The sequence below is a fragment of the Pseudoclavibacter sp. Z016 genome (assembly GCF_002931215.1).
Lineage (GTDB): Bacteria > Actinomycetota > Actinomycetes > Actinomycetales > Microbacteriaceae > Pseudoclavibacter.
On the sequence record NZ_PSTU01000011.1, the window covers coordinates 305,445 to 328,096 of the forward strand.

The window sequence follows — 22,652 nt, forward strand, 5'->3', positions numbered from 1 at the left end:
GATCGTGAAGAAGCTGATCAACGATCCGAAGGACGTTGTCAAGGAAGCGCTCGAGGGTATGGCGCTCGCCCATGCGGATATTCTCCGGGTCGCCCCCGAGCCCGCATTCCTCGTGCGAAACGATGCACCGGTGGAGGGCAAGGTCGGGATCGTCTCCGGCGGCGGCTCAGGGCACGAACCCATGCACGGCGGGCTGGTCGGCTACGGGATGCTCGACGCGGCAGTCCCAGGGCCGGTCTTCACCTCACCGACGCCTGACCCCATCCTCGAGGCCACGAAGGCCGTGGACGCCGGTCGGGGTGTGCTCCACATCGTCAAGAACTACACCGGCGACGTCCTCAACTTCGAGACGGCCTCCGACCTTGCGCTGGCTGAGGACATCGAGGTGCGAACGGTGCTCGTCGACGACGACGTCGCCGTGAAGGACTCGCTCTACACGGCCGGTCGGCGGGGAGTTGCCGGCACGGTGCTCGTGGAGAAGATCGCCGGAGCAGCGGCAGAGCGTGGAGACGACCTCGACGCCGTCGCCGAACTCGCGACCAGGGTCAACGCGAACACGAGGTCCATGGGCGTCGCCCTCTCGGCCTGCACCGTGCCGCACGCTGGCGAGCCGAGTTTCGATCTCGCAGAGGACGAGATCGAGATCGGGATCGGCATTCACGGAGAGCCGGGTCGCGCGCGAATCGCGATCGAGCCTGCTGATGCGATTGTCGACCGGCTGCTCACCCCGATTCTCGAGGATCTGCCATTCGCCTCCGGCGATAATGTGCTGCTATTTGTCAATGGAATGGGCGGCACCCCCGAAATCGAGCTCTACATCGTGTTCCGTCGCGCCGCGCAGGTGCTGAGGGAACACGGAATTACAGTAACCAGGCACCTCGTCGGGAATTTCACGACATCGCTCGAGATGCAGGGCTGCTCGATCACCGTTCTCAGGCTCGACGACGAACTCACGGCATTGTGGGATGCACCGGTGCACACAGCGGCACTTCGGTGGGGAAGGTAGAACATGACACTCGACGGAAACTGGGCGAGGCGCTGGGTGGAGCTCTCTGCCACCTCGATGGCCGAGAACCGCACTGAGCTCATCCACCTGGATCGCAACATCGGCGATGGCGACCACGGGGAGAACATGGATCGCGGATTCCAGGCCGCGCTCGGGAAGCTCTCCTCACTGGAGGCTGATGCGACGCCGGCCGACGTGCTGAAGCTGCTCGCGACGACGTTGATCTCCACGGTCGGTGGAGCGGCGGGCCCGCTGTATGGGACGGCGTTCCTGAAGGGCGCCGTCGCGCTCAAGGGCAAGCCCGAGCTGGAGCCCGCGGACGTGGCGGCCTTCGTGGAGGCGGCCTCGGCAGGGCTGCAGCAGCGTGGCAAGGCGCAGCCGGGCGACAAGACCATGGTCGACGCCTGGGCTCCCGCGGCTTCCGCCGCGAGCAAGGCGGCCGCCGCTGGCGACGACGGCGCCGCTGTGCTCCGGGCCGCGGCGTTCGCGGCAGTGGAGGGCGCGGCTGCGACGGAGCCGCTCATCGCCAGGAAGGGCCGAGCGAGCTACCTGGGCGAGCGCAGCGCCGGGCACCGGGATCCGGGCGCGCAGTCGACCGCCTACCTCCTTGGTGCCGCTGTCGAGGCGGCTTCATGACGGTCGGCATCGTCGTCGTATCGCACTCTGCACCGATCGCGGAGGGTCTCGTCGAGCTCGCGGGTCAGATGGCGGAGGACGTGACGATCGTCCCTGCTGGCGGCACCGAGGACGGCCGAATCGGCACGAGCTTCGAGCTCATCGAGCGCGCCGTCGCGACGGCGCAGTCCGGCGAGGGAGTCGCCGTCTTCACCGACCTCGGCTCCGCCGTCCTCACTGCCGAGACCGTGCTCGAGATGCTCGACGACGACGCCGGGGACGTGCGCCTCGTGGACGCGCCGCTCGTCGAGGGCACGGTGGCTGCCGCTGTCGCGGCGGCCGGAGGGGCGTCGCTGGACGCTGTGTCACGGGCGGGGGAGTCGGCGTGGCACAGGAACGGCGCCGCGCAGGACGCGTCAGGAGCCGAGCAGTCGGCACCGTCGGCAGCGGATGAGGCCGCGGCTCCCCGCGCGAGCACCAAGGTCGAGATCGTCAACGAGCAGGGGCTGCACGCACGGCCGGCGGCCCAGCTGGTCTCGGTGGCAGGGAAGTTCGATGCGCAGATCACGATCGGCGGGGCCGACGCGGAGAGCCTGCTCCGGATCATCTCCCTCGGGGCCTCGAAGGGGCAGGAGATCGAGGTCTCGGCAACGGGCGCGGAGGCCGAGCAGGCCGTCACCGAGATCGCGGCGCTCATCAGCTCCGGCTTCGGAGAAGCCTGATCTCCGTCAGAATTCAGGCTGAGGCGCCGCCGCGCCGGAGAGGTCTCCGCGCCGCGGTGTCTCAGCCTTCGGTAGAATCAACGCGAGGCGGCGGGACACCCCGCCGCACGCGGCCACCAGGGAGCTCACCGTCATGACCGTCTTCATCATCATCGGAGCGATCGGCCTGGGGCTTCTGGTCTTCTCGCTCTTCTTCGGGGAAGTCCTCGACGTCGATGCTGGCGGGCTGCTCTCCGTTCCCGGCCTGGCCGTCGCGCTCGTCGTCTTCGGCGCCTCGGGTGCCATCACCGACAGCATGGGCCTGCCGCAGTTCTGGGCCTACATCGTCGCGATCGTCATCGGCCTCATCGCCTACGTCGGTTCGTCGCTGCTCGTGCGCAACCTGTCGAGAAGCAGCGACGGCGTGCCGCGGGACGTCACGGGAGACACCGGCACGGCGATGTCCAAGATCACGATCTCAAGCGGAGAGGTCGCGCTCGATGGGTCCCACGAGATCGAGCGGCGCCTCGCGTTCGCCGACGGTGAGATCGAGCAGGGCGCGCGCATCCGCGTCGTGCAGCACCTCGGTTCGCGCGTCAAAGTCGAACGCGAATCCATCTGATCGGGAGACGCCCAGCTGGCCGACTCCCTGCGCCGTCGGGCGCCTCATGACCACAGCATGACCACCCACGACCTCCACGACAGGAAATCGACCATATGGACTTGATAACTGCCAACGTCACTGTGATCGGCGTCATCGCGATCATCATCGCGCTGCTCGCCCTCGGAGTGTTCATCGCGTCGCGCATCCGGCGCGTCCCGCCGAACGAGGCGCTCATCATCGTCGGTCGCGGCGCCGGCCAGAAGGCGCAGAGCGACATGACGGGGCAGCGCGTCGTCATCGGCGGCCGCACCTTCGTGTGGCCCATCCTGCAGCAGGGCTTCGCCCTCTCGCTCGAGCAGCGTCAGATCGGCATCCAGGTCGAGGGCGTCGACAAGAACCGCATCAAGATCGCCATCAAGGCCTCCATCAACTTCAAGGTGTCCGGTACCGAGGAAGGTGTTCGCCGCGCGGCCCAGCGCTTCCTCGACCAGCAGGAGGCCCTCACGGATATCATCCGCGAGTCGCTCGAGGGCTCGCTGCGCTCCATCGTCGGAGACATGACGATCGAGCAGATCATCTCCGACCGCAAGAGCCTCTCCGACCGAGTCGTGTCGGAGACGAAGGCCGACCTCATCGAGCAGGGCCTGCAGGTCGACCTCCTCAACATCTCCGACATCTCGACCCCAGGCAGCGACTACCTGCAGAACCTCGGGCGTTCCGAGTCCGCTCGTGCGCGCCAGGTCGCTGAGGTCAGCGAGGCGGAGGCCGCTCGGGTCTCCGAGTTCGCCAAGATCGAGGCGTCCGAGCGCATCGCGGAACGCGAGAAGGAACTCCGACTGCGCCAGGCATCGATCAAGGCCGAGACCGACCGAGCGAACGCAGAGGCTGAAGCGGCCGGTCAGTTCGCTCGCGCCGAGCAGGACCGACTCGTCGCCCAGCAGGAGCGCGAGGCGCTCATCGAACAGGCCCTCGTGACCCAGGAGCGACTCGACATCGAGATCCGCAAGCCTGCCGAGGCCGACGCCTACGCGAAGGTCCAGCAGGCCAACGCCATCCGCGACACCGAGAACGCGGCGACCGACGCCGAGGTCTACAAGCGCACGCGCACGGCAGAGGCCAACAAGGTCGCCGCCGTCCAGGACGCCGAGGCAGCCGCCGCTGCCGTGCGGTACTCCGGTGAAGCCGACCGTGACCGCCAGATCGCGCTCGCAGCGGGTATCCGCGCCGAGGGTGACGCTCGCGCCGCTGCGATCCAGGCTGAGGGTCTCGCCGAGGCTGCAGCGACCGACGCCAAGGCGCAGGCGCTGCAGAAGTACGGCGAGGCTGCCATCGCGCAGGAGATCATCTCCCGCCTCCCGGAGATCGTCCGCGCCGCGGCCGACCCCATCAGCAACATCGAGAAGCTCACCGTCATCTCGACGGACGGCGCCAGCGCCGTCACGAAGACGGTCGGCTCCGTGCTTGGCGAGGGCACCGAGGTGCTCAAGACCCTCACGGGCATCGACCTGCAGCAGCTGGTCGGCTCGTTCTCGAAGCAGGGCGGCATGAACCCGACCGGCGCGACGAGCGACACGACTCCCGGGGTCTGATCGACCGCGAGACACGCAGCACCGTTCCCGAGACGGGGCGGCCCCGACGGGCCGCCCCGTCTCGTCGTCTGCGGCGGATACACTGACCCGCGTGAGCGCCGCCCCCCTCGAAGATTCCCCGTCGATCTCCCTTGCCGCGTTCCGGCCCAGCCAGCGCGAGGTGCTCAGCCGACTCGTCCCGACCCTCGGGGCTGTTGGCCTCGTCATGTTCTTCGGCTATGCGCTGCTGACCGAGGTCGGTCGAGTGCAGCTCGATCAGCGCGGCTTCCTGCCGCTGCTCCTCGGCTGGCTGGCGATGCTCCTGCTGTGCATCCTGGGTGCAGTCGCGGCGCTCGCCGCTGAGCGGGGAGTGTCGACCGGGCTGCGTTCGTACACGCGTCGGAGAGTGCTGCCGCTCGCGATCGGCCATTCGATCCTCGCCGCAGCCGGTGCGACGTTCTGCAGCTTCTGGATCTCCGGTGGCGCCTACGACCTGCTCACGGTCATGACCTGCACCTTCGTGCTCACGCTCCTGTTCACGGCGTCCGTGCTGGTCCCCGCATACCTGACCGGCTTCGCGAAGGCGGAGGCCGACCGCTCCTAGAGCAGCACCTGCGGGGAGATCTCGACCGTCTGCTCGGGGGGAAGCCCGAACTGCGCTGCAGGGGAAGAGGCTCCGCGGGACATGAGCACGAAGAGCTTGGCGCGCCACGTGGCCATACCGCTCGCGTGCCCCGGCCTGAGGGCGATCCGCGACAGGAAGAAGATCGCGCTCTCGTTGTCGAACTGCGACACGGTGCCGGCGAGCCGCGCGTCGCGGAGGGAGAGGGGGACATCGCGCCGGTCAAGGAACCCGTACGTCAGCGTGATGTGCACGAGGCCCTCCGGGGCCGGCCCGATGTCGTCGATGGTGCAGCGCCGGCGCTCCGGGATGTGGGGCACGTCGGCGGTCGCGACTCGCACGAGCAGCACGTGCTCGTGGAGGGCGTGGTTGACGCGGGTGTTGAGCCGAAGCGCCAGGGGAGCCGTGCGTGCCCCGCCGTGCGGATAGACGGCCCATCCCGGCACGCGGGTCGGCTGGTCCAGGAGCAGGCGGCGCATGAGCTCCTGCAGGGTCCCCTCGAGGCGCTCCCGTCGTCCGGTGACGATCTCGCGACCGCGTTTCCAGGTGAGCATGGTCAGGATGAGGGCGCCGGCAAGGACGAGCGGCAACCAGCCGCCTGCGAAGAACTTCACGAGCCCCGACACGAAGAAGGCGAGCTCGAGGACGACGATGGGGACCGTCACGAGGAGCACTCGGTACCAGGGCCACTCCCACACGAGGCGCAGGTACACGATGAACAGCGAGGAGGTGAGCAGGAACGTCGTGGTGACCGCCAGGCCGTAGGCGGCCGCCAGGTTCTCCGAGTTCCGGAACCCGAGGACGACGCCGATGATCAGCACGAGCAGGAGCAGTGAGACGACCGGGATGTAGATCTGGCCGATGGACGCTCGGGACGTGTGCTTGACCGTGAGATTCGGGAGGAAGCCGAGCCGCATGGCCTGCCTCGCGACCGAGAAGGTGCCGGAGATGACGGACTGCGACGCGATGACCGTCGCGAGCGTCGCGAGGCCGATGAGCGGGAACACGGCCCAGGTGGGCGCCATCCGGAAGAACGGGTTGTCGATGGCAGACGGATCCTCGATCACGAGGGCGCCCTGCCCGAGATAGCAGATCGTCAGGGCCGGGAAGACGACGAAGAGCCAGGCCTTCGAGATGGGGGAGCGGCCGAAGTGGCCGAGGTCCGCGTACAGCGCTTCCGCTCCGGTGACAGCCAGCACGACAGCGCCGAGGGCGACGCCGGCGATGAGCGGTTCGCCGATGATGAAGGCGATGGCGTGGTGCGGGGAGAACGCCGCCAGAATCTCGGGATGCGCCAGGATGTGGGGGATGCCGAGGCACGCGAGGGTGATGAACCAGATCAGCATGATCGGCCCGAAGAGGCGACCGATGCCGCCCGTGCCGAACCGCTGCAGCGCGAAGAGCCCGACGAGCACGACGAGCGCGATGGGAACGACGAGCGCCTCGGTGCCGGGAAGCGCGATCTCGAGTCCTTCGACTGCGGAGAGGACAGAGACGGCCGGGGTGATGACGCTGTCCCCGAAGAACAGGGCGGCGCCGATGATGCCGACGAGGGTCGTCGCGGCCATGGCTCGCCTGGACCCACGGAGCCGGCGCCCGATCAGGGTCGAGAGGGCGAGGATGCCGCCCTCGCCCTCGTGATCGGCCCGGAGCACGAAGAGCACGTACTTGACGGTCACGAGCAGCGTCACGGCCCAGATGATGAGCGAGATGAGTCCGTACACGTGCGCGATGCTGGGCTGCACGACGCCGTCGTGCTCCGAGAACACCGCCCGCAGTGCGTACAGGGGGCTCGTGCCGATGTCGCCGAAGACGATGCCGATGGCGGCGACGCCGACCGCCGAGCGGGCGAGGAGGGTGCCGCTTGTGCGGGGGTGAGAGGCGGCGGCGGCCTCGGGTCGCGCAGTGCGCAGATCGTGCATGCGACCAATGTAGACCCGGGAGTCGAGCTTCCTGAGCCACCACTAGAATTCGTGGGTTCGGCATCGACCAGTATCGAGGGGGTTCCGGTGACCAGCAGGGCTATCCAGACCGAAGCGCAGCATCCACGTGGCGATGAGACGGGCGACGGCGGCCTCCGGCGTGGGCTCAAGTCCCGCCACCTGCAGCTGCTCGCCATCGGCGGGGCGATCGGAACGGGGCTCTTCCTCGGCTCGGGGACGACGATTAGTCTCGCGGGCCCCTCGATCATCTTCGTGTACGCGATCGTCGGGTTCGCGCTCTTCTTCGTGATGCGCGCGCTGGGGGAGCTGCTGCTCTCCAACCTCGGCTACAAGACCTTCGGGGATGTCGCGGCTGACCTCATCGGGCCCTGGGCCGGGTACGTGGTCGCCTGGACGTACTGGCTGGCGTGGGTCATCACGGTCATCGCGGACATCGTGGCGATCACCGGGTACGTGGCGTTCTTCAACGACGGCATCCCCGCCTGGGTGCCGGCGATCGCGACGGCCATCGGCCTGCTCCTCCTCAACCTGCAGCCCGTGAAGGCGTTCGGCGAGACGGAGTTCTGGTTCGCGATCATCAAAGTCGTCGCGATCCTCGCCCTGATCGCCGTCGGCATCGTCCTGCTCGTGACCGGGTTCACGAGCGCGGACGGTGTGACGGCGTCCGTCTCCCACCTCTGGGATCAGGGCGGCATGTTCCCGTTCGGGATCAGCGGCTTCATCCTGGGGTTCCAGATGGGGGTCTTCGCCTTCGTCGGCATCGAGCTCGTCGGAACGGCATCAGCCGAGGCTGAGGACCCGGAGAAGAACCTGCCGAAGGCCATCAACTCGGTGGTCGTTCGCATCCTCGTCTTCTACGTCGGCGCCCTGGTCATCATCATGTCGGTCACTCCGTGGAACCTGATCGAGCCCGGGGTGAGTCCCTTCACCTCCATGTTCGAGCTCATCGGCTTCCCGGCCGCGGCGATCGTCGTGAACCTGGTGGTGCTCACGTCTGCCGCCTCGAGCGCCAACTCCGGCTTCTACTCGTCCACGCGGATGCTCTACGGCCTCGCGAAGGACGGCCAGGCCACGAGGCGCTTCGGGCTCCTGAACGCACGCGGCGTGCCGACGCAGGGCGTCTTCTTCACGACGGCGTTCCTGTTCGCGGCCCTCCCGGTGCTGGCTCTCGGCGACAACGTCATGGCGGCGTTCACCGTGGTGACCTCGGTGAGCTCGCTGAACTTCATCGCGACCTGGACGTTCATCCTGGTCAGCTACCTCATGTTCCGGAAGAAGCGTCCCGAGCTCCATGAGGCCTCGAAGTTCAAGATGCCGGGTGGACGCTTCATGCCGTGGGTCGTGCTGGCCTTCTTCGTCTTCATCCTGGTCGCGCTGTTCCTGGGGGAGGACACACGTGCGGGCCTCATCGTCCTGCCCTTCTGGTTCCTCGGCCTCGGGCTGATGTGGCGGTTCGTGATCAGCAAGCGGGTCGAGCGCGCCAGAGCGGAGGAGCGCTCACCGTCTCAGTCGGAGAAGGCCTGACCGCGCGCGCCGACGATGGACCTCAGCATCGAGCGGAGGATCCCGAAGAACCCGAGGAGGCCGATCACTGCGCCGAGGAGGTTGAAGAGCTCCAGGCCAGGAGCCAGGGTCGGGCCGCCTCCGGCGACCACGAGCACGATCGCGAGGATCACCGCAGTCAGCGCGACCGCGGTGTCGATTCCCCGGCTCACCAGCCCGCCGAGCCAGCTGCGGTCCTGGCGGTCGGAGAACGGGCTCACTCGCACGCTCAACTCGCCGTCCTCGAGCTTCGAGACGATCGTGTCGATGCGGTTCGGCATGCGCGCCGCGTACGCGGCAGCGACCGCGGCCTTCGCCTGAGCGGTGCCGATGACCCGCTTGAGGGCGAGCAGCTGCTTCAGCAGCTCCGGCACGAACGGCAGCGCCCGCTGCACGAAGTCGAAGTCGGGCTCGATCACTCGAAGGCACCCCTCGAGCGTCGCGAAGCTGCGGAAGGCGGATGCCAGGGTGGAGGGGAGCGCCAGGTGGTGCTTCCGGATGACGTCGAGCATCATCGTGAAGATCGACCCCTCTCCGCGCGGCCAGTGCTGGACCGAGGTGAGCGCTGTCCCGATGTCGTGACGGAACGCGTCGACGTCGAGGTCCTCCGGCGCGTCCACGATGAGCAGGAGGGCGTCGGCCGCGGAGACGTCGTCGTCGCTCGCCGCTGAGAGGAGGAACGCCGCAAGATGTTCGCGCTGGCTTCGCTGGACGATCCCGATCGCCCCGAAGTCGATCAGGCCGAGCGAGCCGTCGTCCCGGATGAATACGTTCCCAGGATGCAGATCCGCGTGGAACACGCCGTAGACGAGGATCTGTTCGATCACCGTCTCCATGAGCGTCTGCGCGAGGTCGTGTCGTGCTTCCGGGCCGAGCGCTCCGAGGCGCTCGTCCGCCGAGCTCAGCGGGCTGCCGTCCATGACATCCATCGTCAGCACCCTGCGGGTGCTCGCCGCGGAGTAGACGGACGGGATGGCGATCTTCTGGAGCCTCGGCGACCCCGCGTGGATGTCGCGCATCGTGCTCTCGATCATGTGCACGTTGCGGGCCTCGACCCGGTAGTCCAGCTCCTCCGCGAGCGTGGTCGTGAAGCCGGCGGCCATCGCGGAGAGGCGCATCTCCCTGCCGAGTGCCGTGTGGGTCTCCGCCCGGTCCGCGAGGCGCCCGATGATGTCGACGTCGGCCTCGACCTGCGCCCGCGCGTCAGGTCGCTGGACCTTGACGACCACGGGTGTGCCGTCGACCAGCCGGGCGCGGTGCACCTGGGCGACGGAGGCCGCGGCCAGGGGAGTGGAGTCGATCTCCCCGAACACGGTGTCCAGCGGCACCCCGAGCTCGCTCTTGAGCACCGCTTCGATCTCGGGCCATGGCACGGTCGTGGCGTTCGACTGCAGCCGTGCGAGGGCGGACAGGTAGGGCTCGGGCACGAGGTCTCGCCTCGTCGAGAGCACCTGGCCGAGCTTGACGAAGGTGACGCCGGCGTTGTTGATCGTCGTGACCAGCGCGTCCGCTCGCTGCTGGGCGGTCGTGCGCCCCTCGTTGGCGGGGCTCCGGCGTCCGTGCAGGAGCCACCCTGCGCCGTCGCGCGAGGCGATCGTGAGGATCTGCAGGTACCGCCTCGTGCGGCTCCGGCGGCGAATCGCGGAGCGCACGAGCTCGATCGGGTTGGGGAAGGCCCTCGTCGGGATCGTCGCCTCGAGGGCCACGAGGATCAGCACGCCAAGCGCGAAGATCCACGAGACGGCGAGGAGGACGACGACGACCACGACCGTGAAGTTGGTCTCCCCGTCTTCGAGCTGGTCGACGCCCGTCTCGCGGATGATCCAGTTGCCGAACGGGATCGAGGCGACCACGACGAGCGCGCCGACGATGATGGAGCGGATGTAGCCGATCGGCACACCGAGCACCCGGCGGGCGACGAGCCCAACGAGGATGGCGGCGAGGATGGCGACGGCGATCAGCAGGGCGTTGGCGAACACGGCGCTCCTCGTGGTGTGGGGTCCCGCCCAGGCTAGCGGCAAGGCCGATCGCCGGGCCATGCCCGGGTCCGAGTCCGACCCGAGCTTCTCCTGCCGCTCGGCCGCAACGCCGTAGTGCCCAGGCAGGGACTCCCGTCAGCGCAGGTAGGGGAGGTGGGGCGCGGCGTCCTCCGCGAACTGACGCAGGATGCGCCGCTGCGTCTCGGCCGGGTAGTCGAAGGGGAGTGCGATGACCAGCTCGTCGGCCGCGTGGATGCCGGCATCGTCGATGAGCGCCTCGGCGATCTGCTCGCCAGATCCGTGCGCGACCCGCCCGAATTGGAAGGGCAGCGGCCCCTCGCCGACACTCGCTGCGCGCTCGGCGTCGCGCTCGAGCAGCCACTCCAGCTCAGCACGTTCGGTCGCCGAGTCGAAGGGCGCGATGGCGCGACTCACGGATGCGAAGGAGGGGGAGGCGGGGGATGAGCGCACCTTGGCGTGTTCGTCGCGGTACGTGCGAATCGACTGGGCCTGGGTGTCCTCGAAGCCGAGCTCGCCGATTTCCGTGTTGAGCGTCGACAGCTGGAGCCGGAGGCCGCGGGCGCCGGCCTTCTGCGCGCTGGTGCCGCCACCGGCGCCGTAGGCCACGCGGCCTCGCAGGCCCGGGCTGTGCGGCTGCACGGTGAGCTCGGCACCCGCCTTGGCAAACGAGAGATCCGACTCGGCCGTCGCGACCGTGCGCCCCTCGAGCGCTGCGAGGAAGCTCGAGAGTCGAGCGTCGACGAGCGCCCTGATGTCATCGCCCTCGATCTCACCGAATGCCTGCGAGAACGTCGACTCCGTGGCCGCGTATCCGGAACTCAGCCCCAGCTCGAGCCGGCCCTCCGAGAGCAGGTCGAGCGTCGCCGCGTCCTCGGCGAGCCTTATTGGCTGCTCGAATCGCAGGGGAGTGACGCTCGTTCCGATCCTGATGCGCTTCGCGCGCTGCGAGACCGCCGCGAGGAACGTGAACGGCGAGGAGAGGTACGTCTCGAGGTGACGGTGGCGCACGTAGCCGGTGTCGTAGCCGAGGTCTTCCGCGTACTCGAAGAGCTCGAGGCCCTCCTGGAGTCCGAGCGAGGCGTTCGAGGACACTCGTGTGTGCTCGACGAAGGCCAGGAAGGAGAGGCGCTTGCGGGTGGTGGCTATGGGGTGGGTGGATGGCTCGCTCATGATGCCCTCAGCATCCCGCTGGCCGGGGAGCTCGAACGGCGCCTGGGTCACGCGGCGTAAAGACCGGTAAGGCGGCGAAAGGCCTCGTCTCGCGGGCGCAGGGCACCAGCGGAAGCCCGGCGTCTGCTCGTAATGTCATAATGCGCATTATCGGATGTCGTGAAACCCGGCCTGGACTGCGCGGGTTCTGCCTCGGTGATCAAGTAGGCTGTGAGTGCACGGTGAGTACTTCGCCGTGGCAGACTTCGTGGCCTGAGCCACATCGAGATCCTGGGAGCCGACACTCGTGAGCGTTCTGATTGCCATCGGTTGCATCATCATCTTCGGCGCCGGACTCTGGTGCTACGGCCTGGCGTTCCAGGTCGACGGCGACACGCTTCGCCTTCTCGTGTTCCTCGCCGGCATCCTGCTGAACTCGCTGGCGCTCTTCATCCCGTGGCAGCTCGTGGGACAAAGCCGCAAGTAGCGACCGAAGCCTCCCGCGCGGTGTTCACCCCCAGCATCGACATCAGCGTCCGGATCAAGGCTCCAGCTGAGCTCATCTGGCAGGCGCTGGTCGATGAAGACCTGCGCGAGCTCTGGTGGGCCGATTCTGAGTTCAAGATCAAGCGCGGTGCGAAGATCACGGCTCGATCGCTCCGGCCAGGCAAGAAGAAACCCCGTATCACCACGGGAAACATTACCAAGATCGACGCGCCAGAGGAACTCCACTTCACGTGGAAGACGAAATCCGGCGAGTTCGAGACCGATGTTGTGCTCGTCGTCGTCCAGCAGAACGACAAGAAGAGCAAGGTGCGAGTCCTCGAGCAGGGGTTCCCCCGCGGTGACTACGCCGAGATCCACGTGGCCAAGTACCGCGATGGCTGGCGTGAGCACCTCCTCCAGCTCCAGGAGCTGTTCGAGGATGGACCCGGCCGGAAGCTCGCGACGAACTCGCTCAAGAACGCCTGACGTCGCCGTTGATCGCCGAACATCGGCGGTGCTCACGACGACGCTGGTCAGAACGACGATGCCCGGACCACCTGGTCCGGGCATCGTCGTTCGCGACAGCAGAATCCCCGCGTCTAGGCCTCGGCGGCGAAGCCCGACGTGTCGCCGATGAGGCGGATGTTGTCGGCAGGAACCGGCTCGACGACGGCCTTCGTCACCTCGGCCGCGAACTCCTGCACGTTGTAGAGCTTGCCGGCCTCTTCTCGACGGGCGGCGATCGCGCCCGGGTTGAGGCGGTCGAGCAGCGTCGCGGTGATCGTGCCCTCGATCATGTCGCCGGAGACGACGACGAACTCGATGCCGCGCTCGGCGAGCTCCGGAACTCGCTCGAGGAGCGCGTCCTCCCCCGCCCGCTTCGAGCTGGCGACTGCCTCGTACTCGGGCATCGTGGGCGTCGTGCGGATGAAGTGCGCCTGGTGGCTCGTCACGAAGACGACACGGCCCCCGTCACGCATGAGCTCGAGCGCGCCAGTGAGCGTCTCGACCTGCGCGTCGCGGTTGAGCTTCAGCGCGTAGTCCTCTCCGAGGCCCGACTCCATGCCGCCCGAGGCATTGAGGACAAGCACGTCGAGGCCCCCATACTCGCGCTCGATGGTCGAGAAGAGCTCCTGGCGGCTCCCGGTGTCGGTGAGGTCGGCACCGACGGCGATCGCGGTACCACCGTCGGCCGCGATCGCGTCGACGAGCTTGACGGCCCGCGCTTCCTTGTTGCGGTAGTTCACGACGACCTTGGCGCCAGCCTGCGCGAGGAACTTGACGGTGTCCGCGCCGATGCCGCGGGAGGAACCCGTGACAAGCGCACGCTTGCCCTCGAGTGCTCCGGCGGCCAGCGGGTTGAGAATCTGTTCAGCCATGTGCTCGATTCTATTGGGCGTGACGAGAGCCGGGCGCACTACCGTTGGACGCATGCAGCACCCGTACCTGGATGGCGCTCCCCCACGTGTCCTCGCCCACCGCGGGCTCGCGCTGCGGGCCACGGAGAACACCAGCGAGGCCTTTCGCGCCGCCCTCGACGTCGGCGCCACCCACATCGAGACGGATGCCCGTGCATCCAGGGACGGGCGCGCGGTGCTCTGGCACGACGCGACCCTCGAGGGCTTCGACGGGAGCGATCGGAGCCTCGCCGGCTCCCCCATCGCCGAGCTGACGCGGCTGACGTCGGCCGGGCGCACTCCTGGGGCGCTGCTGCTCCCCCTCGACGAGGCGCTCGACGCCTTCCCGCAGGCTCGATTCAACATCGACGTCAAATCAGCGGATGCCGTCGACGCCGTCGCTGCCGCCGTTCGACGGACGAACGCGCAGCGACGAGTGCTGGTCACGTCGTTCTCAGCTCGTCGTCTGCAGCTGACCGCGACTCTCATTCCAGAGGCAGCCCGCGGGGCCGCGAGCTCCGCCATCGCGGCCGCGCTCGTCGGCGTGTCGCTGCGGTCGCGTGGGATGCTGCATCGGGCGCTCCGGGGCGTCTCAGCGGTGCAGATTCCCGAGCGGGCCGCGCGGATCGACCTGCTCTCCCCCACGAGGCTGCGAGCCTTCCACCGCCACGTGCCGGAAGTGCACGTCTGGACGATCAATGACCCGTCGAAGATGGCGGAGTTGCTCGAGCGAGGCGTCGACGGTCTCGTGACGGACCGCGCGGATCTTGCCGTCGAGGTCGTTCGAAGCCGCGGGAATGTGTGAGTTTCGAAGGAAAAGGGCGAACGCGCGGGAATACCGCGGCACAATAGGACGTTGGGACGATAGAAGTAGAACCGCACTGACGAGGAGAGGAGGTCAGCAATGGCTGATCGGAGTCTGCGCGGAATGCGGCTCGGCGCACAGAGCCTGCAGAGTGACGAGGGCGTTGTCCTTGTCGACCGCCAGGTGCGAACGTACGAGACGACCCTGGGTGAGCGCTTCGCCGTCACCTTCGCCGCTGAAGCGGAGGTGCCCGAGGTCTGGGCATCGCCGAAGAGCGGCAACGAGGGTCGTCTGCTCGACGAGGGCGGCGAGCAGGTCGCCTACGAGGCGCCGGAGCAGAAGCACCAGCGCACTCACTGGGACATGCTGCTCGAGCGTCGTACGCGGGAGGAGCTCGAAGAGGTCCTCCAGGAGCGGCTCACGTTCCTGCGCTCACGGCGCGGAACCAAGGGCGCGAAAGACGTCTGACCCCCGCAGGTCGCTCAGCGAGCGACCGTGACTGTCGAAAGGGACGAGGCCTTCTGGCTTCGTCCCTTTCGTGTGTCCGGTCGCTGCGCCACCGCCGGGTCCGTCTCGGACTGGGCCGGCTCGGCTAGCGTCGAGGGATGCGCACGGTCGCGGTGTTCATCCGCCGCGTCTTGGAGCTTCCTGCGCCGATGAGCAGGCCCAGCCCGAGCGCAGCGAGCGTGACCTCGATGCCGCGCCCGAAGAGCACCGCAGGGGTGAGGCCGTCGGCAAGCGGGACATCCACGATCATGACACCGGGCTCGTACCAGGGCAGCTCGGCGAGCACTCTGCCCTCTGGAGAGTAGACGGCGCTCAGGCCGACGGTCGACGCCTGCACGATGGAGCGGCCCGTCTCCATCGAGCGCAGCCGTGCGAACGCAAGCTGCTGGGCGGGCTCGTCGGTCTTCCCGAAGTCGGCGTTGTTGCTCGGAGCGAACAGCACCGTGGCCCCCTCGAGGACCGCGTCGCGGATCAGCACGTCATCGACGATGTCGTAGCAGATGTAGGTGCCAGCCCTGATGTCGCCGACCTCGAGGATGCTGTCCCGCTCCCCCGGCGAGTAGCCGCGCCCGATCAGGCCGATCAGGTCAGGGGCAAGCGAGTACCAGAACTCACGATCCGGGACGTACTCGCCGAACGGAATCGGGTGCTTCTTGTCGTACTGATCGCCCCAGCCGCTCTCCGCGTCCCAGACGAACTGCGAATTGAAGAACCGGTCGTCGTCGGCGGTCACGCCCTCCTCGACCGTCACGGCGTTCGCCACGATCGGGGCACCGTACTGCTCGCTCAGCTGGTCGAGCGTGCGGCGCACCCCGGTCGACGTCTTCGGGTCGAGATCGATCGAGCCCTCCGGCCACAGGATGGCGTCGACGTCGGCGTCATCCGGGATGGTGAGGGTCGCGTCGACATGGCCGAGGAAGACGTCTCCTGGGTCTCCGTCGACGAAGTAGGCGGCCTCCGGGGTGTCGCCCTGGACCGCGGCGATCCGGGCGGAACCGATCTCGTTCGTCGGGTAGATGGGAACGACCGCGACCACGAGCACGGCCGCAGCCGCCGTAACCCAGGTCTGGGGTCTGACTCGGGCGCGGCCCAGCTCGAGGGTCAGCGCCACGAGGAAGACCATGACGAAGCCCATGCCCGAGAGTCCCAGCCAGGACACGAGCTCCGCGAACGGACTCGCTGACTGCGACTGCGCGATTCTCCCCCAGGCGAAGCCGCCGTACGGCCACGCCGAGTAGATCGCTTCGCGCAGCGTCCACAGTCCCGCGATCGCCGCCGCGACGAAGATCACGCGTCTCGCGCCGCTCTCCCAGCGCGCCGTGAGGCGACGGTAGGCGAGCGCGATGAGCACCGCTCCCCCGGCCCAGAACAGTGACGAGAGGACGCTCAGCGCACTCCACGGTACGGGGCCGAGGAACAGCGAGGCCCAGGCGATGAGCGGGAAGTAGTAGGCGAGTCCGGAGGCGAGGCCCACGAGGAACGCCCCTCCGGCGGAACGGTGCACGAGGGAGCAGAGCACCAGCCCGATGCCGACGAAGGCGAGCGGCCACAGCGCGGGTCCTGGGAAGGCGGCCCTCAGCAGCAGGCCGCCGGCAACGGCAGCGAGCAGGGAGAGCCAGAAGGACCTCACCCCACCCCCGAATACGCCACGATGCCCCGACGCACGCTGCTGGATGCCTGCCGCGCGGTCGTCGCGAACTTGCCCTCCGCGACCTTCTCGATCTGGTCGAGCACGTCGAGCACCTGCTTGCACCAGCGCACGAAGTCGCCGGCGGCGAGGTTCGACTCCTCGAGGACACGCTCGAGCTCCGCGCCGTGCGCCCAGTGGAAGATGGCGGGGGCGAGGTTCGTCGCCAGGCGTGACGAGCGCGGTACACGGTACTTCTCGGCCAGCTCGTCGAGCGACTGCCAGTGCTTCTCGGTGGTCTGCATGGCACCGCGGAAGGCCCCGCGAGGCAGCTGGTACTCCTCGAGGGTCTCCTCTTCGCGGCGCGGCTCGTACACGAGGACGGCAGCCATGGCGGCGAGCTGCTGCGGGTTCAGCTCGTTCCACACCTGTCTGCGCAGGCACTCGGCGATGAGCAGGTCACGCTCGCCGTAGATGCGCGCGAGCGTGCGCCCGTGGTCGGTCACGGCGAGGTCCTTGTCACCGCTGTCTGCGGGGGCGAGGTAGCCGAGATCGAGCAGGAGCTCGGTGATCCGGTCGAAGACCTGGGCGACAGCCCCGGTTCTCGACTCGATCTGCCGGGTCAGCTTGTCGTTGTCGTGCTTCAGCTTCCAGTAGCGCTCACCCCAGCGAGCGTGCTGCTCCCGGTCCGGGCAGACATGGCACGGGTGACGCTTGAGGGCGGTCTGGAGCTGAGTCAGCTTCGCCTGCCTGCGCTCGCGCGCGGCGTGCTGGTGCGCCTCGTCGTGGGGGATGCGCTTGCGCTCGAGATCGTTGAGCTCGCGACGGATGCGCGAGTACTCGAAGAAGTCGCCGAGGTGGCAGTTCATGCCCTCCTCGTAGCCCGCGAGGGCCTCCTCCTGCTGACGCACTCGCTTCGCGAGGTCGACGACGGCTCTGTCCGCCTGGAACTGCGCGAATGACGACTCGAGCACGGAGCGCGTGCGCGCGCGGCCGAACCGGTCGATGAGGTTGACCGCCATGTTGAAGGTCGGTTTGAAGCTCGAGTTCATCGGGTAGGAGCGACGCGAGGCGAGCGAGGCGATCGCCTGGGGATGCATCCCGCCGACCCATTGCACGACGGCGTGGCCCTCGACATCGATGCCACGACGGCCCGCTCGACCGGTCAGCTGCGTGTACTCGCCTGGGGTGATGGGCACTCGCGATTCGCCGTTGAACTTCTCCAGCTTCTCCAGCACGACGGTGCGAGCCGGCATGTTGATGCCGAGCGCCAGTGTCTCGGTCGCGAAGACGAGCTTCACGAGCTTGCGCTGGAAGAGCTCCTCGACGACTTCCTTGAACGCGGGCAGCAGCCCCGCATGGTGGGCTGCGATGCCGCGCTCGAGGCCTTCTGTCCACTCGTAGTAGCCGAGGACCGCGAGATCCTGATCGAGGAGGTTGCGGCAGCGGTCCTCGACGATCCAGCGGATCTCGTCGCGTTCCTCGCGAGTCGTGAGCGAGACGCCGGCGCGAAGCACCTGGGAGACGGCCTGGTCGCAGCCCTTGCGGCTGAAGATGAAGTTGATGGCGGGCAGCATGTCGGCATCGTCGAGCATGCGCGTCAGGCCAGCTCGGTCGGCCCGGGCCGTCTGGAATCGCTGCTCCTTCCAGCTGCTCCCCCGGCCCCTGCGCCCGACGCGGTCGCGGTCGCGGCCGTCTTCGCGCCGCCCGCCGCCACCCTGCGTGGCCCGGACGAGGTCGGGATTCACGCGGTCGGCGATGTCTCCGTCACGGGTCTCGAAGAGGTCGTAGAGGCGCTGGCCAACGAGCACGTGCTGGAACAGCGGCGTTGGGCGCTCCTCGGAGACGATGACGTCGGTGTCGCCGCGTACGGTCTGCAGCCAGTCGCCGAACTCCTCGGCGTTCGAGACCGTCGCCGACAGCGAGATGAGTCGCACCTCGCTGGGAAGGTGGATGATCACCTCTTCCCAGACGGCGCCCCTGAACCGGTCTGCGAGGTAGTGGACCTCGTCCATGATGACGTACGCGAGGTCGTCGAGCAGATCGCTGCCCGCATAGAGCATGTTCCGCAGCACTTCGGTGGTCATGACGACGATCCGCGCGCGCGGGTTGATGTTGACGTCTCCCGTGAGGAGGCCGACTTCGCTCTCGCCGTAGCGGCGCACGAACTCGCTGAACTTCTGGTTGCTCAGCGCCTTGATCGGCGCCGTGTAGAAGATCTTGGCATTCGGCTGGCGCATGGCGAGGAAGACGCCGAACTCGGCGACGACGGTCTTGCCAGCGCCCGTCGGCGCCGCGACGAGCACGCTCTTGCCGGCCTCGACGCTCGCGCACGACGCGATCTGGAACTCGTCGAGGTCGAAGCTGAGTTCGCGACGGAACAGTTCGAACTGCTGCAGCTGAGCGCGGGACCTGCTGGCCGCGAAGCGCTCGGACGGGCTCGGGGTCATGCAGCCGACGCTTCGGCTGCCGCCAGCTCGGCCTCGAACTTCTTGTGCTTCTTCGCGCGCCGTCGGTCGTTGATCATGGCGATGCCGACAGCGAGGAAGTACAGGCCGAGCATCGGGGCCATCAGGAAGAACATGGAGAGGACGTCAGCCGATGGCGTCGCCATCGCCGCGAAGAGCGCAACGAGCAGCACGGCCGTTCGCCATCCCTTGAGAATCGCGGAACCCGTGATGACGCCCGCGAAGTTCAGCATGACGAGGATGACCGGGAGTACGAAGGCGATGCCCACCGCGATGCAGAGCGTCATGATGAGCTTGTAGTAGTCGCCCGCGTTGATGAGGCTCGAGCTGTCCGAGGGTGCGAAGCTCACCATGACCTCGACGATGCGGGGCATCAGCAGCCACGCGACCCAGACGCCCGCGAGGAACAGCGGGATCGCCGTCCCGACGAAGCCGATGGCGTACCAGCGCTCGTTCTTCTTGAGCCCGGGGACGACGAACATCCAGATCTGGTAGAGCCAGACAGGCGAGGACAGGATCACACCGAGAGCGAGGGAGATCTGCAACCGTAGGTCGAAGGCGCCCGTGATGCTCTGGAAGTTCAGGTCCGCCGTTCGACCCTGCGACACGGCGATGTCGTGGATCGGCGCGGACATCAGGTTGAAGACCCAGTCCGTGAGCAGGAAGCCACCCACCATGCCGAGCACGATGCCGATCGCTGAGATGATGAGCCGGTTGCGGAACTCGATGAGGTGCTCGGCGAGGCGCATGCGGCCGTCAGGATCGCGCTTGCGGTCCTTCTTCGCTCTCTTCGGCGTCGTCTTCGGCACTCCTGCCGGAGACGGCCCCTCGCTTGGCTGGAGGGTCACGTCAGTTGGAAGGACCAGCGGTGCCCCTGGCATCGGAGCTCGGGGCCGCGGGGGCCTCAGGAGCCGGCGCTGCCGGAGCGGAGTTCTGGACGGGAGGCGTGACGGGTGCCTGCGGGGCTGCGGGTGCCTGCGGCGCAGTGGCGGCAGGCTGCGAGTACACGTCCGTGGACGGCGTGGCGTCGACCTCGTCGTCCTTCTTCATGTTCTTGACCTCGCCGCGGAAGATGCGCATCGACTGTCCGATGCTCTTCGCGAGGCCCGGGAGCTTCGGGGCGCCGAAGAGCAACAGGACGATCACCAGGATGATGATGAGGTGTGGGCCAGTCAGATTCGGCATGGTGTCAGTTGCCTTTCACAAGGTGTTCATATTGAAACGGGTCTGCGGTCGTCAGCTCACGGCCACGCTCCAGGCGCTGCTCGTGACGCTGCTCTTTGGTTTCGTCGAGCGCTTCTTTCAGCGCACCTCGCTCGACTTGGACCTCGCGGAGACCGCGAACGATCGCATTGCTCCGTGGAGGCGTGAACGAGACGAGCGTTTGCGCACGCTTCTCGAACGCCTCGAGGAGAACCTCGAGGCCCGCCAGCTCGCCCTGCAGCAGGACGACCTTCTTGAAGAGCCAGTAGCCCAGTGCACCGAGCACGCCAAGCAGGATGAGCACGAGGCCCACCCAGATGAGAACCCAACTCCACCACGGCATAGTGACTCCAACGATACCTGGTCTGAGCTGAATCGCCAGTCACCCGCCGTTGGCTCGCCGTCGAGCTTCAGCGCTCGTGGTGCTCGCGGAGCGCTGTGGCGGCCCAATCGGCGACGGCGGCACGCGCGGACGCGGGCGCCAGGACGCGCATCTCCCCCGCATTCCCGGCGACAAGACGGGAAAGATGCCGCATCGAGGCCATCCGGACCTGCACGGTGGCGCGTCCACGGTCATCGACGGCCGGCGCGGGCTGCCCCGGCGGTAGGTAATCGCGCAGGAGCGGCAGGACGGCGGCCCCAGCCTCGATCGTCACCAGGACGTGTTCCTCGCTCGGCGTGAAGATCGGGCGGGATGTCGCGGCCGCAGGATGAGACTCGGCAGAAACATCCGTGACCACCGCCTCGCGCATCCGGTCGAGCCGGAACACGCGCTCGGCGTCGCGCTCCAGGCACCATCCGCGTAGGAACAGGTCCCCGCCCAGGGTCTCGAGCGTGAAGGGATCCACGTGGCGCACGCTCTCGTCGCCGTCTTCGCGCCGGTAGCGGAAGCGCAGGCGCCGCCTCGTGGCGAGAGCGGCTGAGACCGCGTCGCGGGCGGCCGGAGCCTCCGCTATCGAGCCGAAGGCGAAGTGGGGCGCCGCGCCGCTCGCGCCGAGCTTCCGGAGGAGATCGTCGATGCGGTTCTCATCGACGAGTCGAGGGAGGCTGCGCAGGAACCCGAGGCCGGCGATCACGGCTGCCGCTTCTCGATTCGACATGCGCGGTGCTTCCTCCAGGGCGACGAAGTGGGTCACCTCGATGAGGTCCTGCGCTTCGAAGGCATCCCAGTTGATGTCGAAGAGGTCGAGGTGGCTGTAGACCCCCGCATCGCCGGGAGTGCCGGACACGGCGATGAGTCGGACCGCATCCCGGACCTGCGTCGCGCTCACGCCGAAGTGGCTTGCTGCGGTCTCGACGGGCACCGCTGCTTCCTGTTGGCGCAGGTACGGCACGAGCGACACGAGGAGCGCGAGACGGTCGGCGGAGACGAAGGGGCTCACGGGGCGACCTCGCTGTGGTCGGAGACGACCTCGGTCAGGCGCGCCTCGACGAGCCTGGCGAGCTGTTCCGGCTCGAGCACACGGACCTCCGAGCCGAAGGACGCGAGGCGATTCGCGAGGAGGTCCACGTCGGTGTAGCCGAGCTCGATCTCACGCCAGGGGGTGTCAGCTGTGGACGCGACGGAGCGGAGCCTGACCTCGGCGTCCGAGCCCTCACGGACCTCGAGTCTCGCGCGCTGCCTGCGTGCGAGTTCCGCCAGCGTGTCGAGCGCTCGTGCTGCGTGCTGCTCTGGGGTCACCCCCGGGTAGCGCGTCGTGTCGACGGCGCCGAGCGGCCTCGGCGTCGAGACGATGCGTGCCAGGAGGAACATGCGCTCGCTGGCTCGGTCGAGATCGTAGGAGACGAGCAGCCAGTTCGCGTCGGCGAACACCAGAGCAAGCGGTTCGACCCGGCGAACCCGCGCAGCTTCCTCGCCGGGCTTCGCGTACGAGAACGAGACGAGTCGACCCTCCTCGATGGCTGTCGAGAGGGGCTCGAAGGCCGCGTCACGCGCCCGGAGACGCGGTGCGACGCCGACGAGATCCTCGCTGGTGCTCTCCCCCAGCGCCTTCAGCTTCATGAGGCCGCGCCTCGACTCCTGCGAGACGGAGCCCTCGCGCCAGACCTGGGCGGCCAGTGCGAGCAGGGCCGTCTCCTCGGCATCGAATACCAGTCCTGCTGGCATGGAGAACCCGCCTCGAGGAACCCGGTAGCGAGCGAGCTGGTTGTTGCCGGGCGCCGACGGGTCGTCGATGACCTCGACGGGAACACCGAGGTCTCTCAGCTCGGTCTTGTCGCGCTCGAATCGCTTCTCGCGCGCGGTAGCCGCACTCCCGCCGCTGTCGCCCGAGTACCCGTGGACGGTCTCGAAGATGTCGCTCTTCGTGAGTCCTCGCTCGGTCGTCAGGAGCGCGAGGACCAGCGAGAACTGACGCTCCGCAGCGGAGGGTGCCTTGGCTCGGGGTGTTCGCTCGCTTGCCACGCCTC

The 22,652-nt window shown here is 67.9% G+C and carries 22 protein-coding genes; 11 read left to right on the forward strand and 11 right to left on the reverse strand.

What is annotated here, in order from left to right; all coding sequences use genetic code 11:
• Positions 1-4 precede the first annotated feature (4 nt).
• From dhaK to C5B99_RS07610, 6 genes are all read left to right on the forward strand, one after another.
• A complete protein-coding gene (gene dhaK / locus C5B99_RS07585) occupies positions 5-1,006 on the forward strand; it encodes a dihydroxyacetone kinase subunit DhaK (protein ID WP_104242022.1) in 1,002 nt (333 codons plus the stop codon).
• A gap of 3 nt (positions 1,007-1,009) precedes the next feature.
• Complete coding sequence (gene dhaL, locus C5B99_RS07590; RefSeq protein WP_104241167.1) at positions 1,010-1,642, forward strand: dihydroxyacetone kinase subunit DhaL; 633 nt, start codon at positions 1,010-1,012, stop codon at positions 1,640-1,642.
• Positions 1,639-2,343, forward strand: coding sequence for a dihydroxyacetone kinase phosphoryl donor subunit DhaM (gene dhaM, locus C5B99_RS07595; protein ID WP_104241168.1), 705 nt, complete (start codon positions 1,639-1,641; stop codon positions 2,341-2,343). Before dhaL ends, dhaM begins: the two co-directional genes overlap by 4 nt.
• Positions 2,344-2,476: 133 nt before the next feature.
• Complete coding sequence (locus C5B99_RS07600; RefSeq protein ID WP_104241169.1) at positions 2,477-2,944, forward strand: NfeD family protein; 468 nt, start codon at positions 2,477-2,479, stop codon at positions 2,942-2,944.
• A 95-nt stretch (positions 2,945-3,039) separates the two neighbouring features.
• A complete protein-coding gene (locus C5B99_RS07605; protein WP_104241170.1) occupies positions 3,040-4,515 on the forward strand; it encodes a flotillin family protein in 1,476 nt (491 codons plus the stop codon).
• Between the two features lie 91 nt (positions 4,516-4,606).
• Entirely contained in the window at positions 4,607-5,098 is a 492-nt protein-coding gene (locus C5B99_RS07610; protein WP_104241171.1) for a hypothetical protein, read from the forward strand.
• Here C5B99_RS07610 and C5B99_RS07615 read toward each other — a convergent pair.
• A complete protein-coding gene (locus tag C5B99_RS07615; protein WP_104241172.1) occupies positions 5,095-7,038 on the reverse strand; it encodes a potassium transporter Kup in 1,944 nt (647 codons plus the stop codon). The two genes, C5B99_RS07610 and C5B99_RS07615, sit on opposite strands and share 4 nt — an antisense overlap.
• Before the next feature lie 87 nt (positions 7,039-7,125).
• Between C5B99_RS07615 and C5B99_RS07620 the strand changes: the two genes are divergently transcribed.
• Positions 7,126-8,583: an amino acid permease gene (locus C5B99_RS07620; RefSeq protein ID WP_258063116.1), complete on the forward strand. Its 1,458-nt coding sequence runs from the start codon at positions 7,126-7,128 to the stop codon at positions 8,581-8,583.
• On the opposite strand, the gene C5B99_RS07625 is transcribed toward C5B99_RS07620, so the two are convergent.
• Both C5B99_RS07625 and C5B99_RS07630 read right to left on the reverse strand, forming a co-directional pair.
• Positions 8,565-10,580 carry an AarF/ABC1/UbiB kinase family protein gene (locus C5B99_RS07625; RefSeq protein WP_181064961.1) on the reverse strand — a complete coding sequence of 672 codons (2,016 nt, stop codon included), beginning with the start codon at positions 10,578-10,580 and terminating at the stop codon, positions 8,565-8,567. The two genes, C5B99_RS07620 and C5B99_RS07625, sit on opposite strands and share 19 nt — an antisense overlap.
• A gap of 135 nt (positions 10,581-10,715) precedes the next feature.
• Positions 10,716-11,822: an LLM class flavin-dependent oxidoreductase gene (locus C5B99_RS07630; protein ID WP_104241174.1), complete on the reverse strand. Its 1,107-nt coding sequence runs from the start codon at positions 11,820-11,822 to the stop codon at positions 10,716-10,718.
• Between the two features lie 235 nt (positions 11,823-12,057).
• On the opposite strand from C5B99_RS07630, the gene C5B99_RS19220 reads away from it, so the two are divergent.
• A complete protein-coding gene (locus C5B99_RS19220) occupies positions 12,058-12,237 on the forward strand; it encodes a hypothetical protein (RefSeq protein ID WP_160071711.1) in 180 nt (59 codons plus the stop codon).
• A 20-nt stretch (positions 12,238-12,257) separates the two neighbouring features.
• Entirely contained in the window at positions 12,258-12,722 is a 465-nt protein-coding gene (locus tag C5B99_RS07635; protein ID WP_181057882.1) for an SRPBCC domain-containing protein, read from the forward strand.
• Positions 12,723-12,835: 113 nt separating this feature from the next.
• On the opposite strand, the gene C5B99_RS07640 is transcribed toward C5B99_RS07635, so the two are convergent.
• Entirely contained in the window at positions 12,836-13,615 is a 780-nt protein-coding gene (locus tag C5B99_RS07640) for an SDR family oxidoreductase (protein WP_228496557.1), read from the reverse strand.
• Between the two features lie 52 nt (positions 13,616-13,667).
• Here C5B99_RS07640 and C5B99_RS07645 point away from each other — a divergent pair, with 52 nt between their 5' ends.
• Positions 13,668-14,438 (forward strand): glycerophosphodiester phosphodiesterase family protein, encoded by a 771-nt coding sequence (locus tag C5B99_RS07645; RefSeq protein WP_181057880.1) that lies wholly within the window; start codon positions 13,668-13,670, stop codon positions 14,436-14,438.
• A 99-nt stretch (positions 14,439-14,537) separates the two neighbouring features.
• Positions 14,538-14,906 carry an RNA polymerase-binding protein RbpA gene (locus tag C5B99_RS07650; RefSeq protein WP_068479689.1) on the forward strand — a complete coding sequence of 123 codons (369 nt, stop codon included), beginning with the start codon at positions 14,538-14,540 and terminating at the stop codon, positions 14,904-14,906.
• 124 nt (positions 14,907-15,030) lie between these two features.
• Here C5B99_RS07650 and lnt read toward each other — a convergent pair whose 3' ends face one another.
• From lnt to C5B99_RS07685, 7 genes are all read right to left on the reverse strand, one after another.
• On the reverse strand, positions 15,031-16,575 hold the full coding sequence (lnt, locus tag C5B99_RS07655) for an apolipoprotein N-acyltransferase (protein WP_104241176.1): 1,545 nt from the start codon (positions 16,573-16,575) through the stop codon (positions 15,031-15,033).
• Positions 16,572-19,022 (reverse strand): RNA helicase, encoded by a 2,451-nt coding sequence (locus tag C5B99_RS07660; protein WP_104241177.1) that lies wholly within the window; start codon positions 19,020-19,022, stop codon positions 16,572-16,574. The genes lnt and C5B99_RS07660 overlap by 4 nt, the downstream gene beginning before the upstream one ends.
• On the reverse strand, positions 19,019-19,888 hold the full coding sequence (tatC, locus tag C5B99_RS07665; RefSeq protein WP_308471359.1) for a twin-arginine translocase subunit TatC: 870 nt from the start codon (positions 19,886-19,888) through the stop codon (positions 19,019-19,021). The genes C5B99_RS07660 and tatC overlap by 4 nt, the downstream gene beginning before the upstream one ends.
• Before the next feature lies 1 nt (position 19,889).
• Positions 19,890-20,225 carry a Sec-independent protein translocase subunit TatA gene (tatA, locus tag C5B99_RS07670; RefSeq protein ID WP_104241178.1) on the reverse strand — a complete coding sequence of 112 codons (336 nt, stop codon included), beginning with the start codon at positions 20,223-20,225 and terminating at the stop codon, positions 19,890-19,892.
• 4 nt (positions 20,226-20,229) lie between these two features.
• On the reverse strand, positions 20,230-20,547 hold the full coding sequence (locus C5B99_RS07675; protein ID WP_146080545.1) for a hypothetical protein: 318 nt from the start codon (positions 20,545-20,547) through the stop codon (positions 20,230-20,232).
• A gap of 106 nt (positions 20,548-20,653) precedes the next feature.
• Positions 20,654-21,625, reverse strand: coding sequence for a YafY family protein (locus C5B99_RS07680; RefSeq protein ID WP_104241180.1), 972 nt, complete (start codon positions 21,623-21,625; stop codon positions 20,654-20,656).
• Entirely contained in the window at positions 21,622-22,647 is a 1,026-nt protein-coding gene (locus tag C5B99_RS07685) for a YafY family protein (RefSeq protein WP_104241181.1), read from the reverse strand. Before C5B99_RS07685 ends, C5B99_RS07680 begins: the two co-directional genes overlap by 4 nt.
• Between the last annotated feature and the right edge of the window lie 5 nt (positions 22,648-22,652).